Annotated in this window: 15 protein-coding genes and 4 pseudogenes; 9 read left to right on the top strand and 10 right to left on the bottom strand. The window is 41.1% G+C overall.

Going from position 1 to position 20,874, the window contains the following annotated elements; translation table 11 throughout:
- Positions 1 to 74 precede the first annotated feature (74 nt).
- The 5 genes and pseudogenes from ACTNES_RS05730 to ACTNES_RS05750 all read right to left on the bottom strand — a co-directional run.
- Positions 75 to 5,264 (bottom strand): DUF7507 domain-containing protein, encoded by a 5,190-nt coding sequence (locus tag ACTNES_RS05730; RefSeq protein WP_441038801.1) that lies wholly within the window; start codon positions 5,262 to 5,264, stop codon positions 75 to 77.
- Between the two features lie 368 nt (positions 5,265 to 5,632).
- Positions 5,633 to 7,505 (bottom strand): annotated as a pseudogene (locus ACTNES_RS05735) (ABC transporter ATP-binding protein).
- A complete protein-coding gene (locus ACTNES_RS05740) occupies positions 7,498 to 9,231 on the bottom strand; it encodes an ABC transporter ATP-binding protein (protein WP_441038803.1) in 1,734 nt (577 codons plus the stop codon). The pseudogene ACTNES_RS05735 and the gene ACTNES_RS05740 overlap by 8 nt, the downstream one beginning before the upstream one ends.
- A gap of 86 nt (positions 9,232 to 9,317) precedes the next feature.
- Positions 9,318 to 9,821: a MarR family winged helix-turn-helix transcriptional regulator gene (locus ACTNES_RS05745; protein ID WP_441038805.1), complete on the bottom strand. Its 504-nt coding sequence runs from the start codon at positions 9,819 to 9,821 to the stop codon at positions 9,318 to 9,320.
- A 47-nt stretch (positions 9,822 to 9,868) separates the two neighbouring features.
- A pseudogene (locus tag ACTNES_RS05750) lies at positions 9,869 to 10,078 on the bottom strand (DUF6783 domain-containing protein); the annotation flags it as partial.
- Between ACTNES_RS05750 and ACTNES_RS05755 the strand changes: the two are divergent.
- The 9 genes and pseudogenes from ACTNES_RS05755 to ACTNES_RS05795 all read left to right on the top strand — a co-directional run bounded on the left by ACTNES_RS05755 (position 10,016) and on the right by ACTNES_RS05795 (position 15,990).
- A pseudogene (locus ACTNES_RS05755) lies at positions 10,016 to 10,189 on the top strand (DUF6783 domain-containing protein). The pseudogenes ACTNES_RS05750 and ACTNES_RS05755 overlap by 63 nt on opposite strands.
- 129 nt (positions 10,190 to 10,318) lie before the next feature.
- Positions 10,319 to 10,921: a bifunctional phosphoserine phosphatase/homoserine phosphotransferase ThrH gene (gene thrH / locus ACTNES_RS05760; protein WP_347028814.1), complete on the top strand. Its 603-nt coding sequence runs from the start codon at positions 10,319 to 10,321 to the stop codon at positions 10,919 to 10,921.
- 361 nt (positions 10,922 to 11,282) lie between these two features.
- The gene (locus ACTNES_RS05765) at positions 11,283 to 12,128 is read left to right on the top strand and encodes a hypothetical protein (RefSeq protein ID WP_441038808.1); all 846 of its coding nucleotides are present in this window, start codon (positions 11,283 to 11,285) and stop codon (positions 12,126 to 12,128) included.
- A gap of 192 nt (positions 12,129 to 12,320) precedes the next feature.
- Positions 12,321 to 12,995 carry a sensor histidine kinase gene (locus tag ACTNES_RS05770; protein ID WP_441038810.1) on the top strand — a complete coding sequence of 225 codons (675 nt, stop codon included), beginning with the start codon at positions 12,321 to 12,323 and terminating at the stop codon, positions 12,993 to 12,995.
- Between the two features lie 293 nt (positions 12,996 to 13,288).
- On the top strand, positions 13,289 to 13,732 hold the full coding sequence (locus tag ACTNES_RS05775; protein ID WP_441038812.1) for a DUF6431 domain-containing protein: 444 nt from the start codon (positions 13,289 to 13,291) through the stop codon (positions 13,730 to 13,732).
- A gap of 82 nt (positions 13,733 to 13,814) precedes the next feature.
- On the top strand, positions 13,815 to 14,207 hold the full coding sequence (locus ACTNES_RS05780) for a hypothetical protein (RefSeq protein ID WP_441038814.1): 393 nt from the start codon (positions 13,815 to 13,817) through the stop codon (positions 14,205 to 14,207).
- An 82-nt stretch (positions 14,208 to 14,289) separates the two neighbouring features.
- Positions 14,290 to 14,934, top strand: coding sequence for a DDE-type integrase/transposase/recombinase (locus ACTNES_RS05785; protein ID WP_441038816.1), 645 nt, complete (start codon positions 14,290 to 14,292; stop codon positions 14,932 to 14,934).
- Entirely contained in the window at positions 14,876 to 15,643 is a 768-nt protein-coding gene (locus ACTNES_RS05790) for an ExeA family protein (protein ID WP_441038818.1), read from the top strand. The genes ACTNES_RS05785 and ACTNES_RS05790 overlap by 59 nt, the downstream gene beginning before the upstream one ends.
- 29 nt (positions 15,644 to 15,672) lie before the next feature.
- Positions 15,673 to 15,990, top strand: coding sequence for a DUF6618 family protein (locus ACTNES_RS05795; RefSeq protein WP_441038820.1), 318 nt, complete (start codon positions 15,673 to 15,675; stop codon positions 15,988 to 15,990).
- A gap of 113 nt (positions 15,991 to 16,103) precedes the next feature.
- On the opposite strand, the pseudogene ACTNES_RS05800 reads toward ACTNES_RS05795, so the two are convergent.
- The 5 genes and pseudogenes from ACTNES_RS05800 to ACTNES_RS05820 all read right to left on the bottom strand — a co-directional run bounded on the left by ACTNES_RS05800 (position 16,104) and on the right by ACTNES_RS05820 (position 20,852).
- Positions 16,104 to 16,730, bottom strand: a pseudogene (locus ACTNES_RS05800) (TatD family hydrolase).
- Between the two features lie 223 nt (positions 16,731 to 16,953).
- A complete protein-coding gene (locus ACTNES_RS05805; protein ID WP_441038822.1) occupies positions 16,954 to 17,622 on the bottom strand; it encodes a hypothetical protein in 669 nt (222 codons plus the stop codon).
- Positions 17,623 to 17,630: 8 nt separating this feature from the next.
- Complete coding sequence (locus ACTNES_RS05810) at positions 17,631 to 18,815, bottom strand: SPFH domain-containing protein (protein WP_441038824.1); 1,185 nt, start codon at positions 18,813 to 18,815, stop codon at positions 17,631 to 17,633.
- A gap of 35 nt (positions 18,816 to 18,850) precedes the next feature.
- On the bottom strand, positions 18,851 to 19,594 hold the full coding sequence (locus ACTNES_RS05815) for an HNH endonuclease (protein ID WP_441038826.1): 744 nt from the start codon (positions 19,592 to 19,594) through the stop codon (positions 18,851 to 18,853).
- 55 nt (positions 19,595 to 19,649) lie between these two features.
- The gene (locus ACTNES_RS05820) at positions 19,650 to 20,852 is read right to left on the bottom strand and encodes a hypothetical protein (protein ID WP_441038827.1); all 1,203 of its coding nucleotides are present in this window, start codon (positions 20,850 to 20,852) and stop codon (positions 19,650 to 19,652) included.
- Positions 20,853 to 20,874 lie beyond the last annotated feature (22 nt).

Raw genomic sequence — 20,874 nt, forward strand, 5'->3', positions numbered from 1 at the left:
AAAAAAGGGAAGCATGCCAGAAGCACACTTCCCTTTCTGTTATTTTACTTAATTACAGCGGTTTATCTATCTAACTATTTACTATTTTTACGACGTTTGAAGTATACTGCTGCTCCTGCGATGATCGCTGCTGCTGCAAATAATCCTACAAACGCACCAACCGGAGTTGTATCTCCTGTCTTCACTGCTGTTTTTGTTGTTGTTCCATTATTAACCGGTGTAGATGGATCAGATGGAGTTTTTGTTACTGCAGGAGCCTGGGTAATGTCCGGTGTCGGAGTGATACTTGGTTCCGGAGTTTCACTCGGCTTCGGAGTAACTGTTGGAGTTACCTCCGGATTAACCGGATCTTCTGTTTCACCTGGAGTTACCGGCACATCCGGCTTTTCAGGATCATTGCTGTTTCCCTGTGCAGCTGCCACATTGTGAACTTTACCAGCCTGTGCATCTGCCTTTGTAACTGTGTACTCAGCTGTAAACTCTCTGGATTCACCCGGTGCAAGAGAATCAACATTCCATGCCAGATCTCCAACATTTCCTGTCAGCTCATCGGTCACCTGTACTCCTGTAACAGTTACATTTCCATCATTTGTTACTGTAATTATATAAGTAATTTTTTCACCTACAGAATAAGCCTTTCCATCTGCAGGGGTGCTGGTTGTTGTTTTGGTCACAGTCAGATGACTGTTTTTCTGTTCTGTTACCAGTTCTTTTGTTGTTTCGTTTTCTACTGTCTTACCGTTTTCGTCTGTTCCTTTTACAGTTGCCACATTAACAATTTTGCCTGCTAATACATCCTGCTCTGTAACTGTATATGTTGTTGTGAAGATCTTCTCTTCACCTGCTCTCAGAGACGGAATTGTCTCATTCAGACCTGTCAGAGGGTCAGACACCTGAATATTAGCTAACTGCTGCTCCCCATTATTTACCACACGGATCGTATAGGTAATTATATCTCCTGCTGCATATCCGCCTTCTTTCTGATCAGCTGTTTTCTCAATAGAAACACTGGATGCAGGAACCGGAGTAGGAGTCGGATTTGGAATCGGCTCCGGATCTGGGGTCTTCTCTGTCGGCACTGTATCTGTGCCAATATAGCTGTGTTCATTGCTAAACAATGCTGTAGCAGTATTAATAAAGGATCCATTATCAACATCTGCCTGTGTAATAGTATAAACTGCCTTTGCAGTTACTTCTGCACCTGGTTCAACATTCTCAAATACATTCTGTCCGTCAAATGTCACTCCATTAATCTCGGAAATGGTAATTGTCTGCGGCTCAGCGTAAATATTTTTAACGGTAATTGTAAATGTTACCTGATCATTTACTCTGAATTTCTCTCCGGTATGTGTCTTGGTTATAACCCCCTGCACATCCTTATCAGAAACTGTTAATGTACCAAACACAGGAGTAATGATATAGTTTGTTCTCTTTGTTCCGTCATTCAATTCATAAGTAAACTTATTCTGACTGGAACCAACCTCTGTCTGGCTTCCAGTTACTTTACAGGTTACACCTTCTCCTTCCACAAAGCCATCACCTGTAACTGTAATCTTATCATTTGTCAGTGGCTTTCCATCATAGCACTTAGAATCATCTGCACTGGTAAGAGTTACATTTCTCTCTGTGATAGTCAATGTACCGTCTTCAATTACAAAAATAACATTTTCAAAGTTTTTATTAGTATTTTTGAAATCTTCTGGCTTCAATTCCATATTGTAAGTATCTGCATCAGTTCCCTTTACCTCTGCATTTCCTTTAAATGTGAAATCTGACACCTGATAATTTGGATCACTGATATTTGTAACATCGTAGCCTGTCACACGTTTCTCTGTTCCATCATATTTCTCTGTTCCACCATGTTCCTTGATATTTACTATTACTGTTTCTGCGCTCGGTGTAACAATGAGATCTCCTTCTTCTGGAGTGATTTTGTAATTCTGTTCCTTTGTTCCTTCATTGAATTTGTAAGTAAATGTATTTTTACTGCTTCCTACTTCTGTCCGGCTTCCGGTTACTTCACAGGTTACACCTTCTCCTTCCACAAAGCCATCACCTGTAATGTTAACTTCATCTTTTGTCAGTGGCTTTCTATCATAAACCTTCTGATTTGATCCACTTGTCAGAGTAATCTCTCTCGGCTGAATTGATACTGTTGCAGTTTTAGGAACACTTTCTACACCATCATTTACAACTTTAACAGAAATCTGATAAGAACCTGCATCCACATACTGCGGAAGCTCTGAAGCCGTGTTAAACGATATCCATTGTCCATCTTCTGTCTTGTAATAGTAGGTATCTCCCTTTATTCCGGCTCCGGTAAATTCAGCTGTATGTCTGGTGCCATCATACTTGCCGGTATAATTTCCAACTGTAAAGTCAACTCTGTTATAGTATACCTTCAATACAAGTCCTTCTTTAACAGCACCACTTCTCTCATCTGTGTCAGTAATGCAGGTATATCCGGTGTAGCCTTTAGGCTCTGCAGTTACCCATGTACCGATTGCTGCTGCTTCTTTATTTTCTGTCTCTTCCAGAGCATAACTTCCATCCGGTTTCTGTTTGTAATGTTCAACTCTGTATACTGCCTGATTGGTTGTATACTTAAAGATAATTGTTTCAGTTTTTCCTTTTTCAGCCTGTACAACAGGATCGGAAATTAACTGATAACCGGCAATTGCCTTATAAACTACAGTTTCTACTGTATTTCTGGTACGAACTTTTACTTGATCTGCAATATCCTTTTCGTCAGTATCTACATATCTGATCGTATAAGACCATTCTGCAACAGGTTCATATACAAATTTGATCTCCTGTCCATTCTTTGTAACGATCACACTCTTGGATGTTTCTTTTGGATAATAGCCTTCAATTTCTGGAGCTGTTACATTCGCAGTTCCATTCTGAACTACTGAACCTTCCCAACCTCTTTGAATTTCTGTCTCATTATCGTCCTTATCCCTGGTTACCGCTACAATACAATAAGTATATACATTTGTATTTTTCCATTTTGCATAAAGTGTTATATCTTTTACGATCTGAAGACTTTCAACATATTTATGAGTCAGACCCTGATCTGTATACCAGCCGAGGAATTCATCATTTTCCTTGACAGTCTTAGGAATATCTCCCAGAGCCTGATGCTTCTTCACAGGTATCGGATCTATCGAACTTCCTCCGTTTGTTTCAAATGTAACGGTATAAATCGGTGCCTGCCACTTAGCATACAGAGTAATGGTATGAGATGGCATTGTGCCGCTCCAGTCAAATTCTGTTCCGTCCTCGCAGCTTGGTGATGTATACCATCCTGCAAAGGTATAATCACTCTCTACATTTGCAGGTGTACCTACAGATCCGTCTGCCGGTTTAAGATTATTCAGCGGAGCTTCAAACTTCACAGAAAGATCGTTAACTCCTGTACAGTTCTGGAAAGTGATGGTGTAAGAATTTCTGGTGTAATACAGCCAGAGATTTTCCCTTGACCATGGCTGACTATTATGCCACTCTTTGTATCTAAATCCATCAATCGGCATTATATCTTCCTTTGTAAGCGTCACGTCTCTTGCAACATCAAAAGAAGCATATTCTATTCTCTTTCCATCTAGTCCTTCAACATAATAAATAATTTTTTTGCCTGTTCCCTTTTGGTCAGCATATGTGTCAATATTTTGTGCCGGCATATTTGAAAACAATGTATAATATACATTTCCCCCTGGACTTGTTGCCCATTGATACTGACTATGTGCTGCATCATTCCACTGAGCAGAAACATCTTCGCCATATCTCGCAGTTATACGTAAGCTTTCATCTTCCTGCCACTGCCTATTCCATCTATTCCATTTCTTAAATTTAATGCTATATGTTCTCCTGTTATAGTAAACATTCTTTACTGCAGTACCGTCAGATGTTATCTTTACATCTCCGTTACTTTTCTTAGAATCTAATTCAAATCCTTCATAAGACTTAGGAGAATATCTGATTACATCGCCGACTTTTCCTGTCTCAGTTTCTATAGCTGCATTTCCGCCGCTATCCTGAGCTACTTCATAAGTTCCCGGAGCCTGCAGGGATTCCTGCCAGTGGATAACCTTATACTGAGCTGTCTGATTTTCTTCCCATATTGCTTTGACTGTAAGGTCATGTGACGGCATTTTACCATCTTCAGGGATGCCTTCCCATTTTTTAAAAGTATAACCTAACTTTGTAGGATTATCTGGTTTGCCAATTGTTGCACCATATCTGATATCTACAGGCTGTTCATAACTTCCGCCATCTGTATCCCAGGTCAGACGGTAAACATTTCTGTCATAATATACCTTGACAACTGTGCTGCCATCTGCATTGATCGTTGCCTGACTGATCGGCAGTGCAGTAAAACCATCGTAAGTTGTTTTTGCTTCTGCTGCTGTCATCAGTCCAACAGTACCCGTTTTTGTCTCTGTATTATTAGAATCCAGCGTATATTCATCATTCTCTGCATTCTGTAACATATGCTGTATTGTATATGATGTCTCTGCGCCTGAATAGGTAACTGTAATTGTCTGATCAGCTTCTACTATTCCGCTGAATTCTACAGATATTCTATCAGGTGTAAAACCTGTGATTTCCGGCGATACAATAGTGTTGGAGTATTCTGTTCCAACTTCAAGCTGTGCAACCCATGGCTGACTGGCTGCAGTTCCATCGCTAAACTGATAATTAATTGTGTATGTAACCTTATCTCCGATTTTAACATATATTGCCCGTACATTAAGATCCTCTGTTACATTGTCGAATGTTTTGTCCCATCCATTAAATCGATATCCTTCAACATCCGGTGCTGCTGGCGCTGTTGCAGACTGACCGGCTGCAATTCTCTGGCTGGTAATTTCCTTACCATCTTTATCGAGGAATCTCACTGTATAGTAAACCGTCTTATTTTCAGTTGTAGGTTCCTGAGTTTCCTTTGAAGCATCCTGCTCTGGTTTTGTCTCTGGCTGCCCCTCTGCTGTCTGATCTTTCTCCGACTGTCCTTCCTCTGCCGTCTGATCTTTCTCCGGCTGTCCTTCCTCTGCCGTCTGATCTTTCTCTGACTCCTCAACATTCTGATATTGTTCCATATCAGACTCTTGTTCTGTATCTTGCTGAGATTCTTGATAAGTTTCAGTTTCCTGTTCTGTATCTTGCACTGTCGCATCTGCAAATAAAATGGTCTGATTACACAATACCATCAAAGCAGTAAGCACAATCGCAAGAATCCTTTTCCATCTCGTTGTCTTCTTCATAAACTCTCTCTCCTTTCTATTGCTTATTCTCTAAGCCTTTTTATTCTCTCAGTATCTTAGTGTAATCTTTTGTGCATATTTAGACTCTTTCGAATCACTTTTCCTGCCACCGGTAATATATGTATAATATTCTTTAAACATTCCTTTTTCTGAATATTTCATTTGTTTCATACAATAATTTTACTCAATCACAATAGATACCTTATTATCAGTATATACCGCCATGGTCTCATGAAGGTCTCATAGCTGTAATTTTTACCAAAAATCTTTCAGGAAATTTAATGTTTTTGTGCATAATTCAAGGGGCATGACAGATTTATTGTCAAATCTGTCATGCCCCTATTATATACAAAATAATTTTCAGATTCCTAAGATAGTTCCAGCTTACCTGTATAAAGCTGATAATAAGTTCCCTTTAACTTGATAAGGTCTTCATGGTCGCCTCTTTCAATGATCTTTCCATGATCCAGTACGATGATGGCATCGCTGTTTCTGATGGTTGAAAGTCGATGGGCGATTACAAATACAGTACGGCCTTTCATCAGGTTATCCATACCTTTCTGTACGATACTCTCTGTACGGGTATCAATACTTGAAGTTGCTTCATCCAGAATCAGTACAGGCGGATTGGCTACTGCTGCTCTTGCAATGGAGAGAAGCTGGCGCTGTCCCTGGGACAGTTCCTCACCGTCTCCGCTTAACATGGTATCGTAACCTTTTGGAAGCATTTTGATAAACTGGTCTGCATGAGCCAGTCTTGCTGCCTCGTATACTTCCTCATCTGTGGCATCCAGTTTTCCATAGCGGATGTTTTCCTGTAAACAGGTGAGTATCCTGAAGTACGATTCCCAGAGAGCGTCTCAGGTCGTCCTTTTTAATCTTTGTAATGTTGATTCCATCGTAGCGGATCTTACCTTCCTGAATATCGTAGAAACGGTTGATCAGGTTAGTGATGGTTGTCTTTCCTGCACCTGTGGAACCTACGAAAGCAAGTTTCTGACCAGGTTTGGCGAAGAGGCTGATGTCTTTCAGAATAACCTTGTCCGGGTTATATCCGAATGTCACGTCTTCGAAGCGGACATCTCCTGTAAGTTCTGTATAAGTAACGGAGCCATCTGCGGAATGTGGATGTTTCCATGCCCACATGCCAGTTCTCTCTTTGCATTCTGTGATATTGCCATTGGCATCCTTTCTTGCATTAACAAGTTCTACATAACCTTCATCCTCTTCCGGCTTCTCGTCAATGAGCCTGAAGATACGTTCTGCACCTGCAAGTGCCATAACAATGGCATTAAACTGCTGTGCCACCTGCATGAATGGCTGGGTAAAGCTCTTGGTGAACTGTAAATAGGAAGCCATAACACCGAGGGTGATGCCGCCCACACCTGTTACAGAGAGAAGTCCCCCAAGTACTGCTGTCAGTACGAACTGCAGGTTACCGATGTTACCGATCACAGGTCCCATCATATTTCCGTATTTATTGGCATTTGCGGAGCTCTCGAAGAGTGCTTCATTGAGTTTGTCGAATTCTTCTTTTGATTTATCTTCGTGGTTGAAAACTTTTACCACACGCTGACCATTCATTCGTTCTTCCACGAAACCGGTCACATCTGCCAGAGATACCTGCTGACGGATGAAATATTTACCACTGTTGGAACCAATCTTATTAGTTACCTTCAGCATAATAAAAATGATCACAACTGCCAGAATCGTAAGCAGCGGGCTTAACAATAACATGGAAATAAAGATAACCACAATCGTAAACAGTGCCATCAATGCCTGCGGGATCGCCTGACTGATCATCTGTCTCAGGGTATCTGTATCGTTGGTATAGAGGCTCATGACAGATCCGTTTGTATTCTGATCGAAATAACGGATTGGAAGAGTCTGCATATGCTCGAACATATCATCACGAATACTTTTAAGCACACCCTGACCGATATAAACCATCATTCGGGTATAAATAAATGTTGCAATCACACCAAGTGCGAAAATACAGCCAAGGACTGCAAGTGCCTTATAGAGTTCTGCAAAATTCGGATCTGTCTGTCCGATCAGCGGGATGATAAAGTCATCCAGCAGAAATTTCAGGGACAGGGATACTGCAATACTTGCTGCGGAACTGATAAAGATGCAGATAAATACGATGATAAACTGTATCTTATGGGTTCCTGTCATATATTTCAGAAGTCTTTTGGCAGTTTGGATGGTATTCTGATCTAGTTTTTTCTTCTTATTCATCGTCTCCGCCTCCTTTGACCTGTGATTCATATACTTCTCTGTAAATATCATTTGTCTTCAGCAGTTCTTCTGAAGTACCCACACCTGCGATCTTACCGTCATCCAGTACAATGATCTGATCTGCATCTTCAATAGAAGAAACTCGCTGTGCGATAATGATCTTTGTTGTGTTCGGGATCTCCTCGCGGAAAGCCTTACGTATCAGGGCATCTGTTCTTGTATCTACTGCACTGGTAGAGTCATCCAGAATCAGGATCTTCGGTTTCTTGAGAAGAGCCCTTGCAATACACAGACGCTGCTTCTGACCGCCGGATACGTTGTTACCGCCCTGAACGATCATTGTATCGTAGCCATCCGGGAACTCACTGACGAATCCATCTGCCTGGGCCAGCTTACAGACCCGCTGAACCTCTTCCTCACTGGCATGTTCATCACCCCAGCGAATGTTGTCATAGATACTTCCTGAAAACAGTACGTTTTTCTGAAGTACCATGGAAACCTGGTCACGAAGTACTTCCAGATTATAATTGCGTACATCCACGCCGCCTACCTGGACATTACCCTTTGTGACATCATAGAGTCTGGGAATCAGCTGCACCAGGGTAGACTTGGCACTTCCGGTTCCGCCGATGATACCTACTGTCTGCCCGGATTTAATATGAAGGTTTACATCCTTCAGAGAAAGATTTCCTCCCTCTCCTGCATAGCTGAAATCTACATGATTAAAGTCAATAGAACCATCTGCCACATTTTTCACTGCATCAGCTTTATCCTGCATTTCAGGAACTTCATCCAGAACCCCTACAATACGGTCTGTAGATGCTTCTGCTATCATGATCATAACAAACACGAAGGTTACCATGTTCAGGGACATGAGAATCTGAAGTGCATAGACAATGATACTTGTCAGCTCACCGGTCTCCATGCCGCCGAGAACAATTCCTCTTCCGCCGATCGCAACAATGATAATGATTACAGTATATATGGCAAACATCATAACCGGTGAGTTCCATGCAACAATTTTCTCTGCTTTGGTAAACAAATCATAAACATATCTGGAAATTCCATGGAATTTCTCAATCTCATAGTCCTCTCTTACGAAAGCCTTAACTACACGTGAGGCATTTACATTCTCCTGAACGGAATTGTTCAGATTGTCATATTCATCAAATACCTTGATGAAATGCGGATGTGCCTTTTTCGCAATAAAGATCAGTGTACCGCCAAGAACAGGAACAACTATCAGGAAAAGCATTGCGATCGGTTTGTTGATCGTCAGTGTCATGATCCATGACAGGATGATCATAAACGGTGCTCTGGCAAGAAGACGGATGCTCATCATATATGCCTGCTGTACGTTTGTGATATCAGTGGTCAGTCGTGTGACCAGACCTGAGGTTGAAAAGTGGTCGATATTTTTGAAGGAAAAATCCTGCACCTTATAAAAAATATCGTGTCGTAAATTCTTTGCATATCCTGCTGCTGCAACTGCTGCCATATTTCCGGCCTGTACGCCGAAGAACAGGGAAAGCATTGCCATTGCAACAAGGATGACTCCACACTGGATGATATAGCTCATATCTCCGTTTGCAATACCTACGTCGATAATCTTCGCCATCTCCAGAGGAATCAGAACTTCCATCAGTACTTCCAGGATTACAAGGACCGGAGCCAGTACAGACTGCTTCTTGTATTCCCGGACTGAACGTAAAAGTTTCTTATTCATCTTTGTCGATGTCCTCCTTAATTATAAATTTTATGTAACTGTTCAGCAGTTTGACTGCCTGCGAAAATACTGAACAGTTATATCTTTTACTTTTCACGTTTTTTTGAATCGCAGCCTTGTTTTCGCTGCAGTTCTTCCAGATTCCTGTGCATCATCCACAGCACTCGCTTACACAAAGCTACATCTTCCCTCGGAATTCCTTTTTCCAGGCAGCGTTCTGTCTCATCGATATGCTCCAGAATCGCCGGAAGAATGTCCTTCGCCTTATCAGTAGGTACGATCCGCTTCAGACGTCCATCCTGCTTCGCACATTCCCTGTAAATAAAACCTTTCTTCTCCATCAGCTGAAGGATCCCCGTAGCAGTTGATTTCCGTATCTGAAATTCCTCTTCGATATCCTTCTGATAAATGTCACTGTGTAAAGTTTCCAGAAGAATAAACTTCAGTACATGTTTCTGCATCGCAGTGAGTTCGTCTGATTCCATTACAACTGACGGATTATTCCTGTTTCTGACCATTTGATGAGAAAGAATACCGATCAGCCTTCCCATATGCATATCTTCTACTTTAATTTTCGATTCTTCATCCACACTTCACACCTCCTTTAAGCTGATAAATTTAATAGCTTTTAAATTAGTTAACATCCTAATAGTTCGTATCCTAACTTTTTACTATTATAGGAACGTGTATATGAATTGTCAACTTCTTTTTGAGAAAAATTACTTCTGAAATATATTACATAGCGTTTGATATTAGAGCGTGTCTGAAAAAGGCTTTCTGCAAGATGTGCGTCACAATTTGTGGGATATTTTGCCCGGATGAGGGCGCCGTAGCGGGCTACGGCAACTGAATTCGGGTGAAATATCCCGCAAAGTGGGGCGTGCAGATTGCGGGAATGATTTTTCAGACACACTCTAGCGAAGACCTGCTGGAAATCTGGCAGTATATTCCATTTTAATAATTGCAACCCTGATAAGAATATGTTAAGATATTTTCATTAAGCACAGCGATAAAACGCAAAAGTCAGTGACTGTCAACTATCATAGCAACAGCATCTGACAAACAGACAAGAGGAGGAACTATCATTATGTATATTACATGTCTTGACGTAGAAGGCGTATTGGTACCGGAAATCTGGATCGCATTTGCAGAGGCAAGCGGAATCCCGGAATTAAAGAAAACTACCCGCGATGAGCCGAATTACGATAAGCTGATGAACTGGAGACTTGGAATTCTGAAAGAGCATGGACTTGGCTTAAAAGAGATCCAGGAGGTTATCGCAAAAATTGATCCACTTCCAGGTGCAAAAGAATTCCTGGATGAACTTCGTTCTTTCTCTCAGGTAATTCTGATCAGCGATACTTTCACACAGTTCGCAGCACCTCTGATGGAGAAGCTTGGCAGACCGACTTTATTCTGCAATACACTTGAAGTTGCAGATAACGGCGAGATCACAGGATTTAAGATGAGAGTCGAGCAATCCAAGTTAACTACCGTAAAGGCTCTGCAGTCTATCGGATTCGATACAATCGCAAGCGGCGATTCCTACAATGACCTCGGTATGATCCAGGCAAGCAAAGCAGGATTCCTGTTCCGCAGCACAGATAAGATCAAGGCAGATTATCCGGAGATTCCGGCTTATGAAGAATATGATGAACTGCTGGCTGCTATTAAGAATGCCATGAAATAAAACAGCATTAATATAAAGTTCCCTGCTTGTAACTGCATTTCGCAAGTCCCCACCCACTGCTTATTGCTCTTCGCAATTGAAGCAGGGAACTTACTTGATTCGGTTAAAACAGGGAACTTCATTAGCCTAATAGAAAATAACTAAAACTTCCCACAGCAATAAGGTATGTTGAACCTTGCTACGAAAATAAAACTCGTAGCAAGGTTCGAATCCCTTTTTGGACATGAAAAGTCTTAGTTATTTATTATCTTCCAGTATAACATTTTCGGAATTTGCCCATAAACCAGGTATTTTATTATGTTCATTATGATATACTGAATATGTTTTATAAAATTTCAAATATAAAGGAGTTCCATTTCTTATGTATGATAAAGTAATTATTTTTACCTCCCTGATTTATTCGGTATGGGTATTTTATTTCTGCAAACAACTTATGGAGGAGAAATTTTCCCCTCTTAAAACTTATCTGCTGATTCTTCTTCTCTATATTGTTATCGTAATAGTGGGACGCAAAATCTTTTCGGTTGGAATTCCGACTATTCTTGTTCAGCTCACCAATATTCTGTCAATCGTTCTCTTTCACTACGGCTCCATCCGAAAGAAATTGCTTGCCTATGTTCTCTGTTCCTGCATCTTCGCACTGATGGAAATGCTTGTAATGTCTCTGTATGTCAGCATGCAGAAGCTTTTTTTTCATTCTTCCAAAACCTACATCAGCATGAATTCTGTTACTTCATCCACAGACTTGGTAATCATGTTCTCTATTATGCTCACCGTCGGCACTCTTATGTTTAAATCGCTTTCAGATTTTTCCAGTATTTTTATACGATATTACAGCATTAAATTTTTTGCCCAGATTTTCTTTCCTATCTATTGGTTTTTCATTATTTTTTCCATATTTTATGATTATCTGGTAAAATCTAAGCTGCGTTTTATCATTTTTCTAACATTATCCCTTCCCATTGTTACGATTTTCGTGCGTGGATTAAAAAATGTCCAAATTCAGGAAAGGAATCGGATCCTGCGCAAAAAACAAATTGAACTTTTGAAGGACCAGCTGGAGTTTTTCGATGCTATTACTGACGAATATCAAAATCTGCGAAAATGGAATCATGATATTGAAAATCATCTTCTTTCTATGAATTATCTAATGAAAATCGGGAAACACGAAGAAGCTGTTAAATATCTTCACAATATTTCTGAATAATCACAAAGGAAAACACCTATGAAAAAGAAAAAAACATTTAAATGCCTCTCTATCTCTGTGACTCTGGCATTGTGCATAATCCATATATACTACAGTGCAATATACGATTCCAGTTCGTCCTATAATTTATTCCTACTCATAGTCAGCATTCTGTCAATCACAGGCACTTTTTATTTTCTCTTTTCGATTACCATGGACGCAATAAAGGATGCCCGCCAGACGGCTGAACTTCTGGCACTGGAGCAACAGCAGAAACTTAAGGAAGAACAAAACCATACTCTTGCAGAGTACAGACAACGGGCTCTCTCCCTTCAACAGGACATCAAACAGAAGCTTGAGACCTACCGGGCTATGATGGAAGCTCACGATTACGAAAAAGCTACCGCCTACCTGGACGCACTCACAAACGGATTCCGACAGGAAAGCTTTCACCCGGTATGCAACAACAACCTGATCAACGCTGTTCTGGACAGCAAACGCCATCTTGCCACACAGCATGGCATCCAGACCAACTTTCAGCTACTTCTGCCAGAAAAAACAGGCATTAAAAGCAGTGATCTGAGTAGCATATTTTTTAACCTGATGGATAATGCCATTGAATCCTGCCAGCAGTCCCACTCAGATAGTCCCTTTATCCAGATTACCGCGAAACAGAACGCCAACTTTCTCGCGATACATATGACCAATAGCAAAGATTCTGCCCAAAAGTTTGATCACAAAACAAACAAGACCGATTCCTGGTCTCATGGCTTCGGTCTTGCGATCATTGAAGATATTGTCGACAGGTACGACGGCACCTGCCAGTGGATTGATAATGGCGGGACATTTGAGTCCATAGTGATGGTGGGAATGAGTTCTGAGGTTTAATCAAAATACCGTCGCTTATCAAATGTGTCGCTTCATATCCTATCTGAATGCCCTTATGTTGATGGCAACTTTAGATGGCAATACAAAGACCTTGTTGCCTGTCTCTGAGTTACCCTGTATACTGTCATTAATACAGTAAAGAAAGGAATCCCAGAGCCTCCTCCTGACAAGACGTATACTCTGGGATCATGGTTTTGAAACCATGATTATTATATCAGATTATTCTGTTTCGTACAATGAGGAAGACGATATTTTTAATTAAAAGCAGCGCCATATCCTACTGTCCAGTCTGTATGGAAGAACTCTCCTACAGGGATTCCTGCAAAAGGATCCTGCTACAGGAAGGACATGAACGTCATGTCTGTATCATCCGCCGGATGAAATGCACGAAATGTGGAATCCTTCACCGGGAACTGCCGGATTTTCTGGTCCCATACAAACATTACACTGCTGAAGTCATATACGGTGTCCTGAATGGGCAGGTTACCCCATATGATAAAGATTCTGCGGATTATCCCTGTGAGATGACCATGCACCACTGGCATCACTGGCTGATGAAGAATACGTTAAGGATAGATGGTTATTTAAGGTCTGTCGGCCACCGTCTGCCGGGATTCAGTGAAGAACTGCTGATGTCCGGCATGCCGCTGCTTAAAATGCTACGCAGTTCTCTGTATACCTGGCTGGAAACAATACTGAGGTTCATCTATGATTCCGGTGGTTTTCTTGTCCCGTGATACAGTTTCCCTATGCACCGGCTTTGTTTTGCTGTCATCCGTAAAGATATGGTAAGTTCCTCTCAAAGGAGGAATCATAACTATGAATACAACCAAAGATAACAAATGGCGCGACGGGAAAGCCCTGGAACGCTACACGCTGATCGCACCATTACTGGAAGGCTCCCTTGATCCGGCAAAACGTCTCCAGATGAGGGAGGATATCGCATCCAGGAACGGGATCTCCCTGCGAAGCCTGTACCGTTATGAAGTTGCTTTCAAAAAACAGGGATTTTCCGGACTGAAACCGGCAGAGCGTCCGAAACAGAATTCCGCAAAGCTGCCGGATAACTTTAAGGAGATCCTGGAACAGGCAGTCCAGTTGAAAAGGGAAGTCCCGACACGGTCTGTAAACCAGATCATACATCCTGGAACTGGAAGGCTGGGCACCTGCAGGGACGCTGAAACGCTCCACCATGCAGAGGCATCTCTATAATGCCGGATTCGGCTAGAAACAGCTGCAGATGTACCGGGATGCCCGGAACAGTTCATCCAAACGTTTCTGTAAGCCACACCGGATGATGCTGATACAGGGGGATATTAAATATGGGATCAAATTCCCCATTGGAAAAAACGGTGCAATGGTACAGACGTATCTGTCCTCAGCCATTGATGACCATTCCCGTTACGTACTCCATTCAAGGTTTTATGATAACCAGGAAGAATCCATCGTGAAAGATACTTTCCATAAAGCCATACTCAAGGCAGGAAAATTTGATGCCTGCTATTTCGACAACGGTTCACAGTACATTGCCAGACAGCTGAGATCTTCCCTGTCCAGACTGGGGATCACAATCCGACATACCCCTGTCCGCAGCGGAAAATCCAAGGGCAAATGTGAAAAGTTTCATCAGATCGTAGATAAATTTCTGGCGGAAGTAAAAGTGCACAACATCCAGACACTGGAAAGACTGAACCGTCACTGGAGCAACTATCTGGAAGAATACTACCATACTTCCCCGCACGCAGGGATCCGGGAATACTATGAGAACATGGGGGTACCTGTGCCGGAAGGAGGGATCTTCCCAGTCCAGGAATGGAACCGCGATACCAGGCCGCTTACTTTTCTGGATACTTCTGTGGTTGCGGAAGCCTTCCTGCACCATGAGGAACGTCTGGTGGACAAAGGTGCATGGCATCAGTTTCAGGGGAAAGAAGTTTGAGACCCGCCCTGCCCTGATCGGCTGCACCGTCGGGATCGCATATGATCCCATGGTGCCGGAAATCCTGACGGTCTCTTACCATGGTATGGAACCTTTTACGGTGCATCCTCTTAAGATAGGCGCTTTCTGTGATAAGAACCCGTCCCTCCCTGATTCCAAACTGACCCCACGCTGGTTTTATAAAAGTATGCTGGACCAGCTGGGGATCGAATCGAAGTTTTACAGAGGGGATGCAAAACGCCAGCTCCAGAAAGAAGTGGAGATCATCCGGGGTGTACAGAAAAAGAAAGTTGTCTGCATCCTGGACGAAGCACATCTCCTGGAAAAGGAAACGATCGAGGAGTTCCGTTTTCTACTGAATTACAGATTCGATTCCATGAGTCCCATGGCGCTCATACTGGCAAGACAGACAGAACTGTGGGACAAGCTCCGGCTGCAACGGTATGCGGCAGTAAGGCAGCGTATTGATATCAACTGTGTCCTGCCACACTTTGACAGGGCAGAAACCGAAAGATATATCTTATCACATCTGGTCTATGCCGGGGGAAGGCAGGATATCTTCACAGACAGGGCACTGGACGATATCTATAAAGAATCTACCGGGATCCCGCGGCGTATCAACCGCATCTGCGAAAAGAGCCTGATGTATGCCAGCCAGCAGGGAAAACGCCTGATCGATGAACATCTGGTGCGTTATATATATCATTGAACATGAAATGCTGGGAGGTGATGTCTGATATGGGATCCTATTACCAGTGCAGTGATCCGGACAGCAATGAAAAAAACTGGACCGGTCATATCCGTCCATTAAACATAAACAGAAATGAGTTTGAGGTGACCGTCCGTGGAAGCACTTTCCATCTGCTGGTAGGAAAACATGCATATGGAAAGTATCTGTGTATTCCCAACTGGGGGATTGGCACAGAAATATCGTCCCTGTCGGACTGCTTCTGGAACAGGGAACGCCTTGAACAGGACGATCCGGAGCTGTCAAAGGTGGACATCATCAGTATCGTAAAAGCACTTGAAGTACTCAGCTCATATGTAACATTGTAAATGAAACAGATAATCCGGCAGGAAATCTGCCGGATTGCACAAAAATGCCAATGACACAAAACTTAGCCAATCTGTGACATGGGAGCAAATCTGATTAGTGACAAACTGAGAAATCAGCAACACCTTATTACATTCTCAGTTGTGATTCGCTCCACGTCCGACACATCAATATTTTTTAATCTGGCAATTTTCCTTGCCACATCAGGTATCATCAAACTGATATTTCTTGCCTTTTTCCATTTCTTACCCGTTATATTTTCAGGTTTTGTCAGTTTTACATATAGACCGTCTGTTTCCAAGATCAAATACTCCAACGGGGTTTGTCCGACAGTTTGTTCAAGTTTTTCATAATTGTCCTGCAGAAGAGCCCCGCCTATTCCCAGCATAAACCTCAGTTCTTTTGTATAAGTATCTGCAATGTCCAATCCCTGGTTAAAGCAGTGATATATTCCACTATTCAACTTATTCTTATAATTCCCGAGAATTTTTATGACATCTTCATCAACAATTCTTATATGTAAGATCAATGGTAGATTGTTCGCATATACCAGCTTCAGATGTCATATAAACCACATTTTCTGCCTAATCCTATGCTGCCGGATTCTTTTATAGTGATAATCCAGCTCGTTCTCACCAATAGCAATTGTGTTTGGATTATGCGCCAGATTGACAAGCTTTTTTCTCTTTGTCCATTTTGTATGTATTGTGCGAGTTGGATGCACTCCTACTGAAGGATACAAAAATTCGAATACTTATCAGCTAATTCCAGAATCTTATAATTGGATTCCAACTCTATTCCCGGTTCGATGACCCCCGAATGCCTCTACCTGCAAATCTTCCTATCATTTACTCCCTATCCATGTACTAAATCCCGTCTTGGTCATCAGAACCCATAATACATGGAACTGTGGATTCATACATAAAATGTATTAACTGTATATGAGAATCGATAAACATTTTGGTTTATACCAACGAATTTCTTTTCTGAGCAGCTTTTATCAGAGAATCCAGAGCTTTTTCTGCACTCTCAACATTGCTTGTTTCTATTGCTTCTTCTACCGCTTCAAGTAATGTGAGCACTTCCAACTCATATTTTCCAGCAATTGGTTTGCTCTTAATCGAACTCGAATGTACGACATCATATGCTTTTTGTATCTTCTTACGCAGTTTCTTATCTTCAACCTGTGAAATCAACAAATTAAGCCTGGCCGAACATCCTCTTATGTGTTGAATCTGAATATCCTGTTTTTCCTGAATATCTGCCGTATGCTCATTAGCAATCATATTTATCAGTAAAATAGCCGCATATATTCCCAGGAATATAATTTCAACAATAACTATCCACTTTACCGTATCTGGTCGAACAGCAATACAAACTATACCTATGATCAGAACAGCTATAAAATACACCGAAGAGACTGCCGCAATAGTTGTTCCAAACAGATGTGCATGTTTCCCTTTCCGTGTCAGTAATGGAGTAATTACAAGCATTGCATATGCAATATGAATAAAAACATACGTAATCCATATTGCAGCCGAAACTGCATCATATATCATTGTAAAAAAAATAATATTAAATACAATAATAAAAACCGAATCTAATGCAATCCAGAGTCCTGATTTTTTATTCATAATGCTCCTCACATTCTACTTAATACTTCCTTTTTTTTGATCTCATATTCTTCCTTAGTAATAAATCCCATGTCCAACATCTGTTTCAATTCGCCTAAAACTTCCACAGGGCTTCTTTTGGATTCATCATTTTCCCGTCGTTTTTCTGTTGCATTTTTTTTCACTGAATAACGGCCAGGTCCTACAGTCCATCGTGAATCAGATGGGGTCGATGTTCGCTGAGTATTATCTAAATTCATTGGTGCCATCAATTGCTGTGCAAGAACGCCAAAAATATCAGCGGCTGCTATTCCCATACCAATACCCGCACCTCCTGCTGCTACACCCCCTGCACCAGGATTATTTGCAAGATCTTTCAGTATACTTGCCGCCTGTAATATTTTCCATTTTTCTCCTAATGTATCTACGACTTCACTATCAGCCGTTGCGTTGCGTAATTTATCGATTTTTTCCATTCCAATTTCATCATATCGTCTTCTGAGTTCATCATCATCAATTTCCAACGCAGCAATAACAAATTTTTCACATTTCAATCCATACTCTTCCAGCATTTTCTGAATAAGAGGATAAACAGCATCTGCAATCTCAACAATATACTCTTCGATTCCAAGCAATTCTATTTTAATCGTATTTAAAAACTTCGTAAGTGTTGACCGGATTCCCATCTGCATTTCATTCATAAAATACCTATTAAGGTCTTCCTGAGACTGAAATGATACGTTATTTCCCACCAACTTTTCCATAAATAACACTGGATTCTCAACAGAAACCTTGTAGGATCCTCTTGCTTTCATCTTCGTAGCAATTCCCAGTAATTTATCTCGCACCTGAAGCGGTGAACTAGTCCCCCAAAATATTTCCGCACTGTGAGCTTTTCTTACAAAATAAATAATACAGTTAAACGTGCTGATTCCACCAGAAAATGAATTTCTTAATCTACTTATAAAAGGATAATTCTGTGTATTCAGTTTATAAGTTCCACTTTCTTCAAATACTTGTTCTACAACACCACCGTTAACAAAAAAAGCCTGCTCTCCTGGCATAACGACTAGCGTTGAATTTGTATTAAAATCCTCTTCCGGCTGGCGCCATATAAGCATTTCTCCTGGACCACTGTTCTTTATAACATCCGTCCAGTGTTTTTTCCCTCCAACATATGCTACTTCGTTTGGATTATATCTAAAAAAAGCCATATTAATTCCTCCTGTTTTAAGTTTCTTAATTTCAATTATCGATTCTCATTACCACCACTCCAGATTACCTGTCCACCACGATGTCTGCCGGAATTATGGATTTCTGTTTTCACCAGTTGCATAACACCTTCCCTTTCGGCATGATGCCATGTGTATCCCTCTGGTTTTTCTCTCTGCTCCAGAGCTATCTGGATATTATTTATCTCACTCTCATCACATTTAAATGTATCTTTTAATATTTCTTTATACTCTGCATTTTTCAATGGATCATCACACTCTTCACCAGTATATCTATCTGCCAAATCTGAAAAATAATCCGAAAGTCCATCATTACAGCTTTGAAATTGCACTGAATTTTTTTCTTTCAGTTCATCTTCATTTAAATTGTATTCGAATGCTGACAGCTTACTGAAATCCGGAATTCCATCTGTATATTCAATGCCACCTACCTCATACCGTTCTAAGAGTTCCTGTACCTTGTCGTCTGCCGGAATCCACAATGTTTCACCACGCTCTCCGCTCCATTCACCATTATTAATAGGAGTTCTTCTTATATTTTCCTGAATTTCTTCTTCTGTAAACAGTGTTTTTTGCTCATCGTCTGTATCCTCTGGAATTTCTGTAACTTCTTCTGAATCCATCAATTGTTCCTCTTCAATTTCCGTATCCTCTGGAATTTCCAACATATCACTGTTCTTCTCTGAAAGTTCTGATTCACTTGCATCCAGCATCTCATTGTTTATATCTGAAAATTCGTTATCCATTTCCCAGTCTGACATACTTTACATATCACCTCATCTTGCAATCACAAAACGATTTTATAAATTATTGTAATCATGACCTTTTTCCAACAATTTTTACCGGAATATCATACCCCAGGCTTCGTGCCGCCATAATTCGATGACGTCCATTGCTGTTGAATTCATAATACCCATTTCTTTCTATAACTTCCGGCTTGTTTCTGAAATAAATTCCGGCACAATCCGCCAACACCGGATCGTCCTCCAGATCATCCAATGTTGCACCCGCTTCAAGTCGTTCTCTGACCTCCGGTATATGGCTGGCAATTTTCTGAAAGCTTTCAGCGGTACCACCATTTTCATGTTGTCTCCAAAAAACTGATGGATTTTCTATCTCCTCTTTTCCCAGATGAATTCCTTCTATCTGACTTGGTGAAACTTCCTTTTCTATCGGTGTATCATAAACAGTATACTCAGCTCCATTACCTGAATAATAATCATTTTCGAATTGCTCGTAATTATCTCCCTTCACGAAATAATCTGAGCCATTTTTGTGTTGACACGTTTCAAATCTATTCAATAGATCTTGTCCGAGATCTTCATTATCTCTGATTTCTTGCACCACTTCTCCATCCATCTCATTATTCAAAGCTGTATCTGTTTCCATATTATCAACTTCTACAACCTGTTCCTCATCATCAACGTCCTCAGGGATTTCCTCCGCTATTTCATCACTACTCATAGCAATATCACTTTCTTCCATATCTTCTGCTACTGAAATGTCCAGTCTTCCCTCCCAGTCTGGAAAAGCCTCCTTATGCAGTCTCTGCCACTCTGGATCCTGTGAATATTCCTCAAAATCATTTGGTCCATAATTATGTTCATTCATATATGATGAAAGTTCTTGCATTGCTGTCTTATTTTCTTTCATTACATCACTATCATCATATATAGTCTCCTCTTCCAGATTGTCATCTTCTGATAACTGTTCCTCTACTTCGATGTCCTCAGGGATTTCCTCTGCTATCTCATCATCCAAAGCATCGTCAGCTTCTTCTATATCTTCTGATATTTCATCTGTAGCATCATTTTCATATTCTGAGGACTCAAATGCATCTTCCATTCCTTCATCAGAAATATCTTCCCCTATATCATCCGAAAACTCCTCTGTATTTGCATATTCTGATACCTCCGGGCTTTCAAAAATCTCTCCCGTGTCATTTATACTTTCAGAAAAATCGCTTCCCAAGTCCATATTTCCAGAAAAATCTGCACCTTCGTCAAATTCAGCACCCATATATCTACCTCTTTTTTCAATA

Source organism: Blautia sp. HCP3S3_D9, assembly GCF_052063845.1.
Lineage (GTDB): Bacteria > Bacillota > Clostridia > Lachnospirales > Lachnospiraceae > Blautia_A.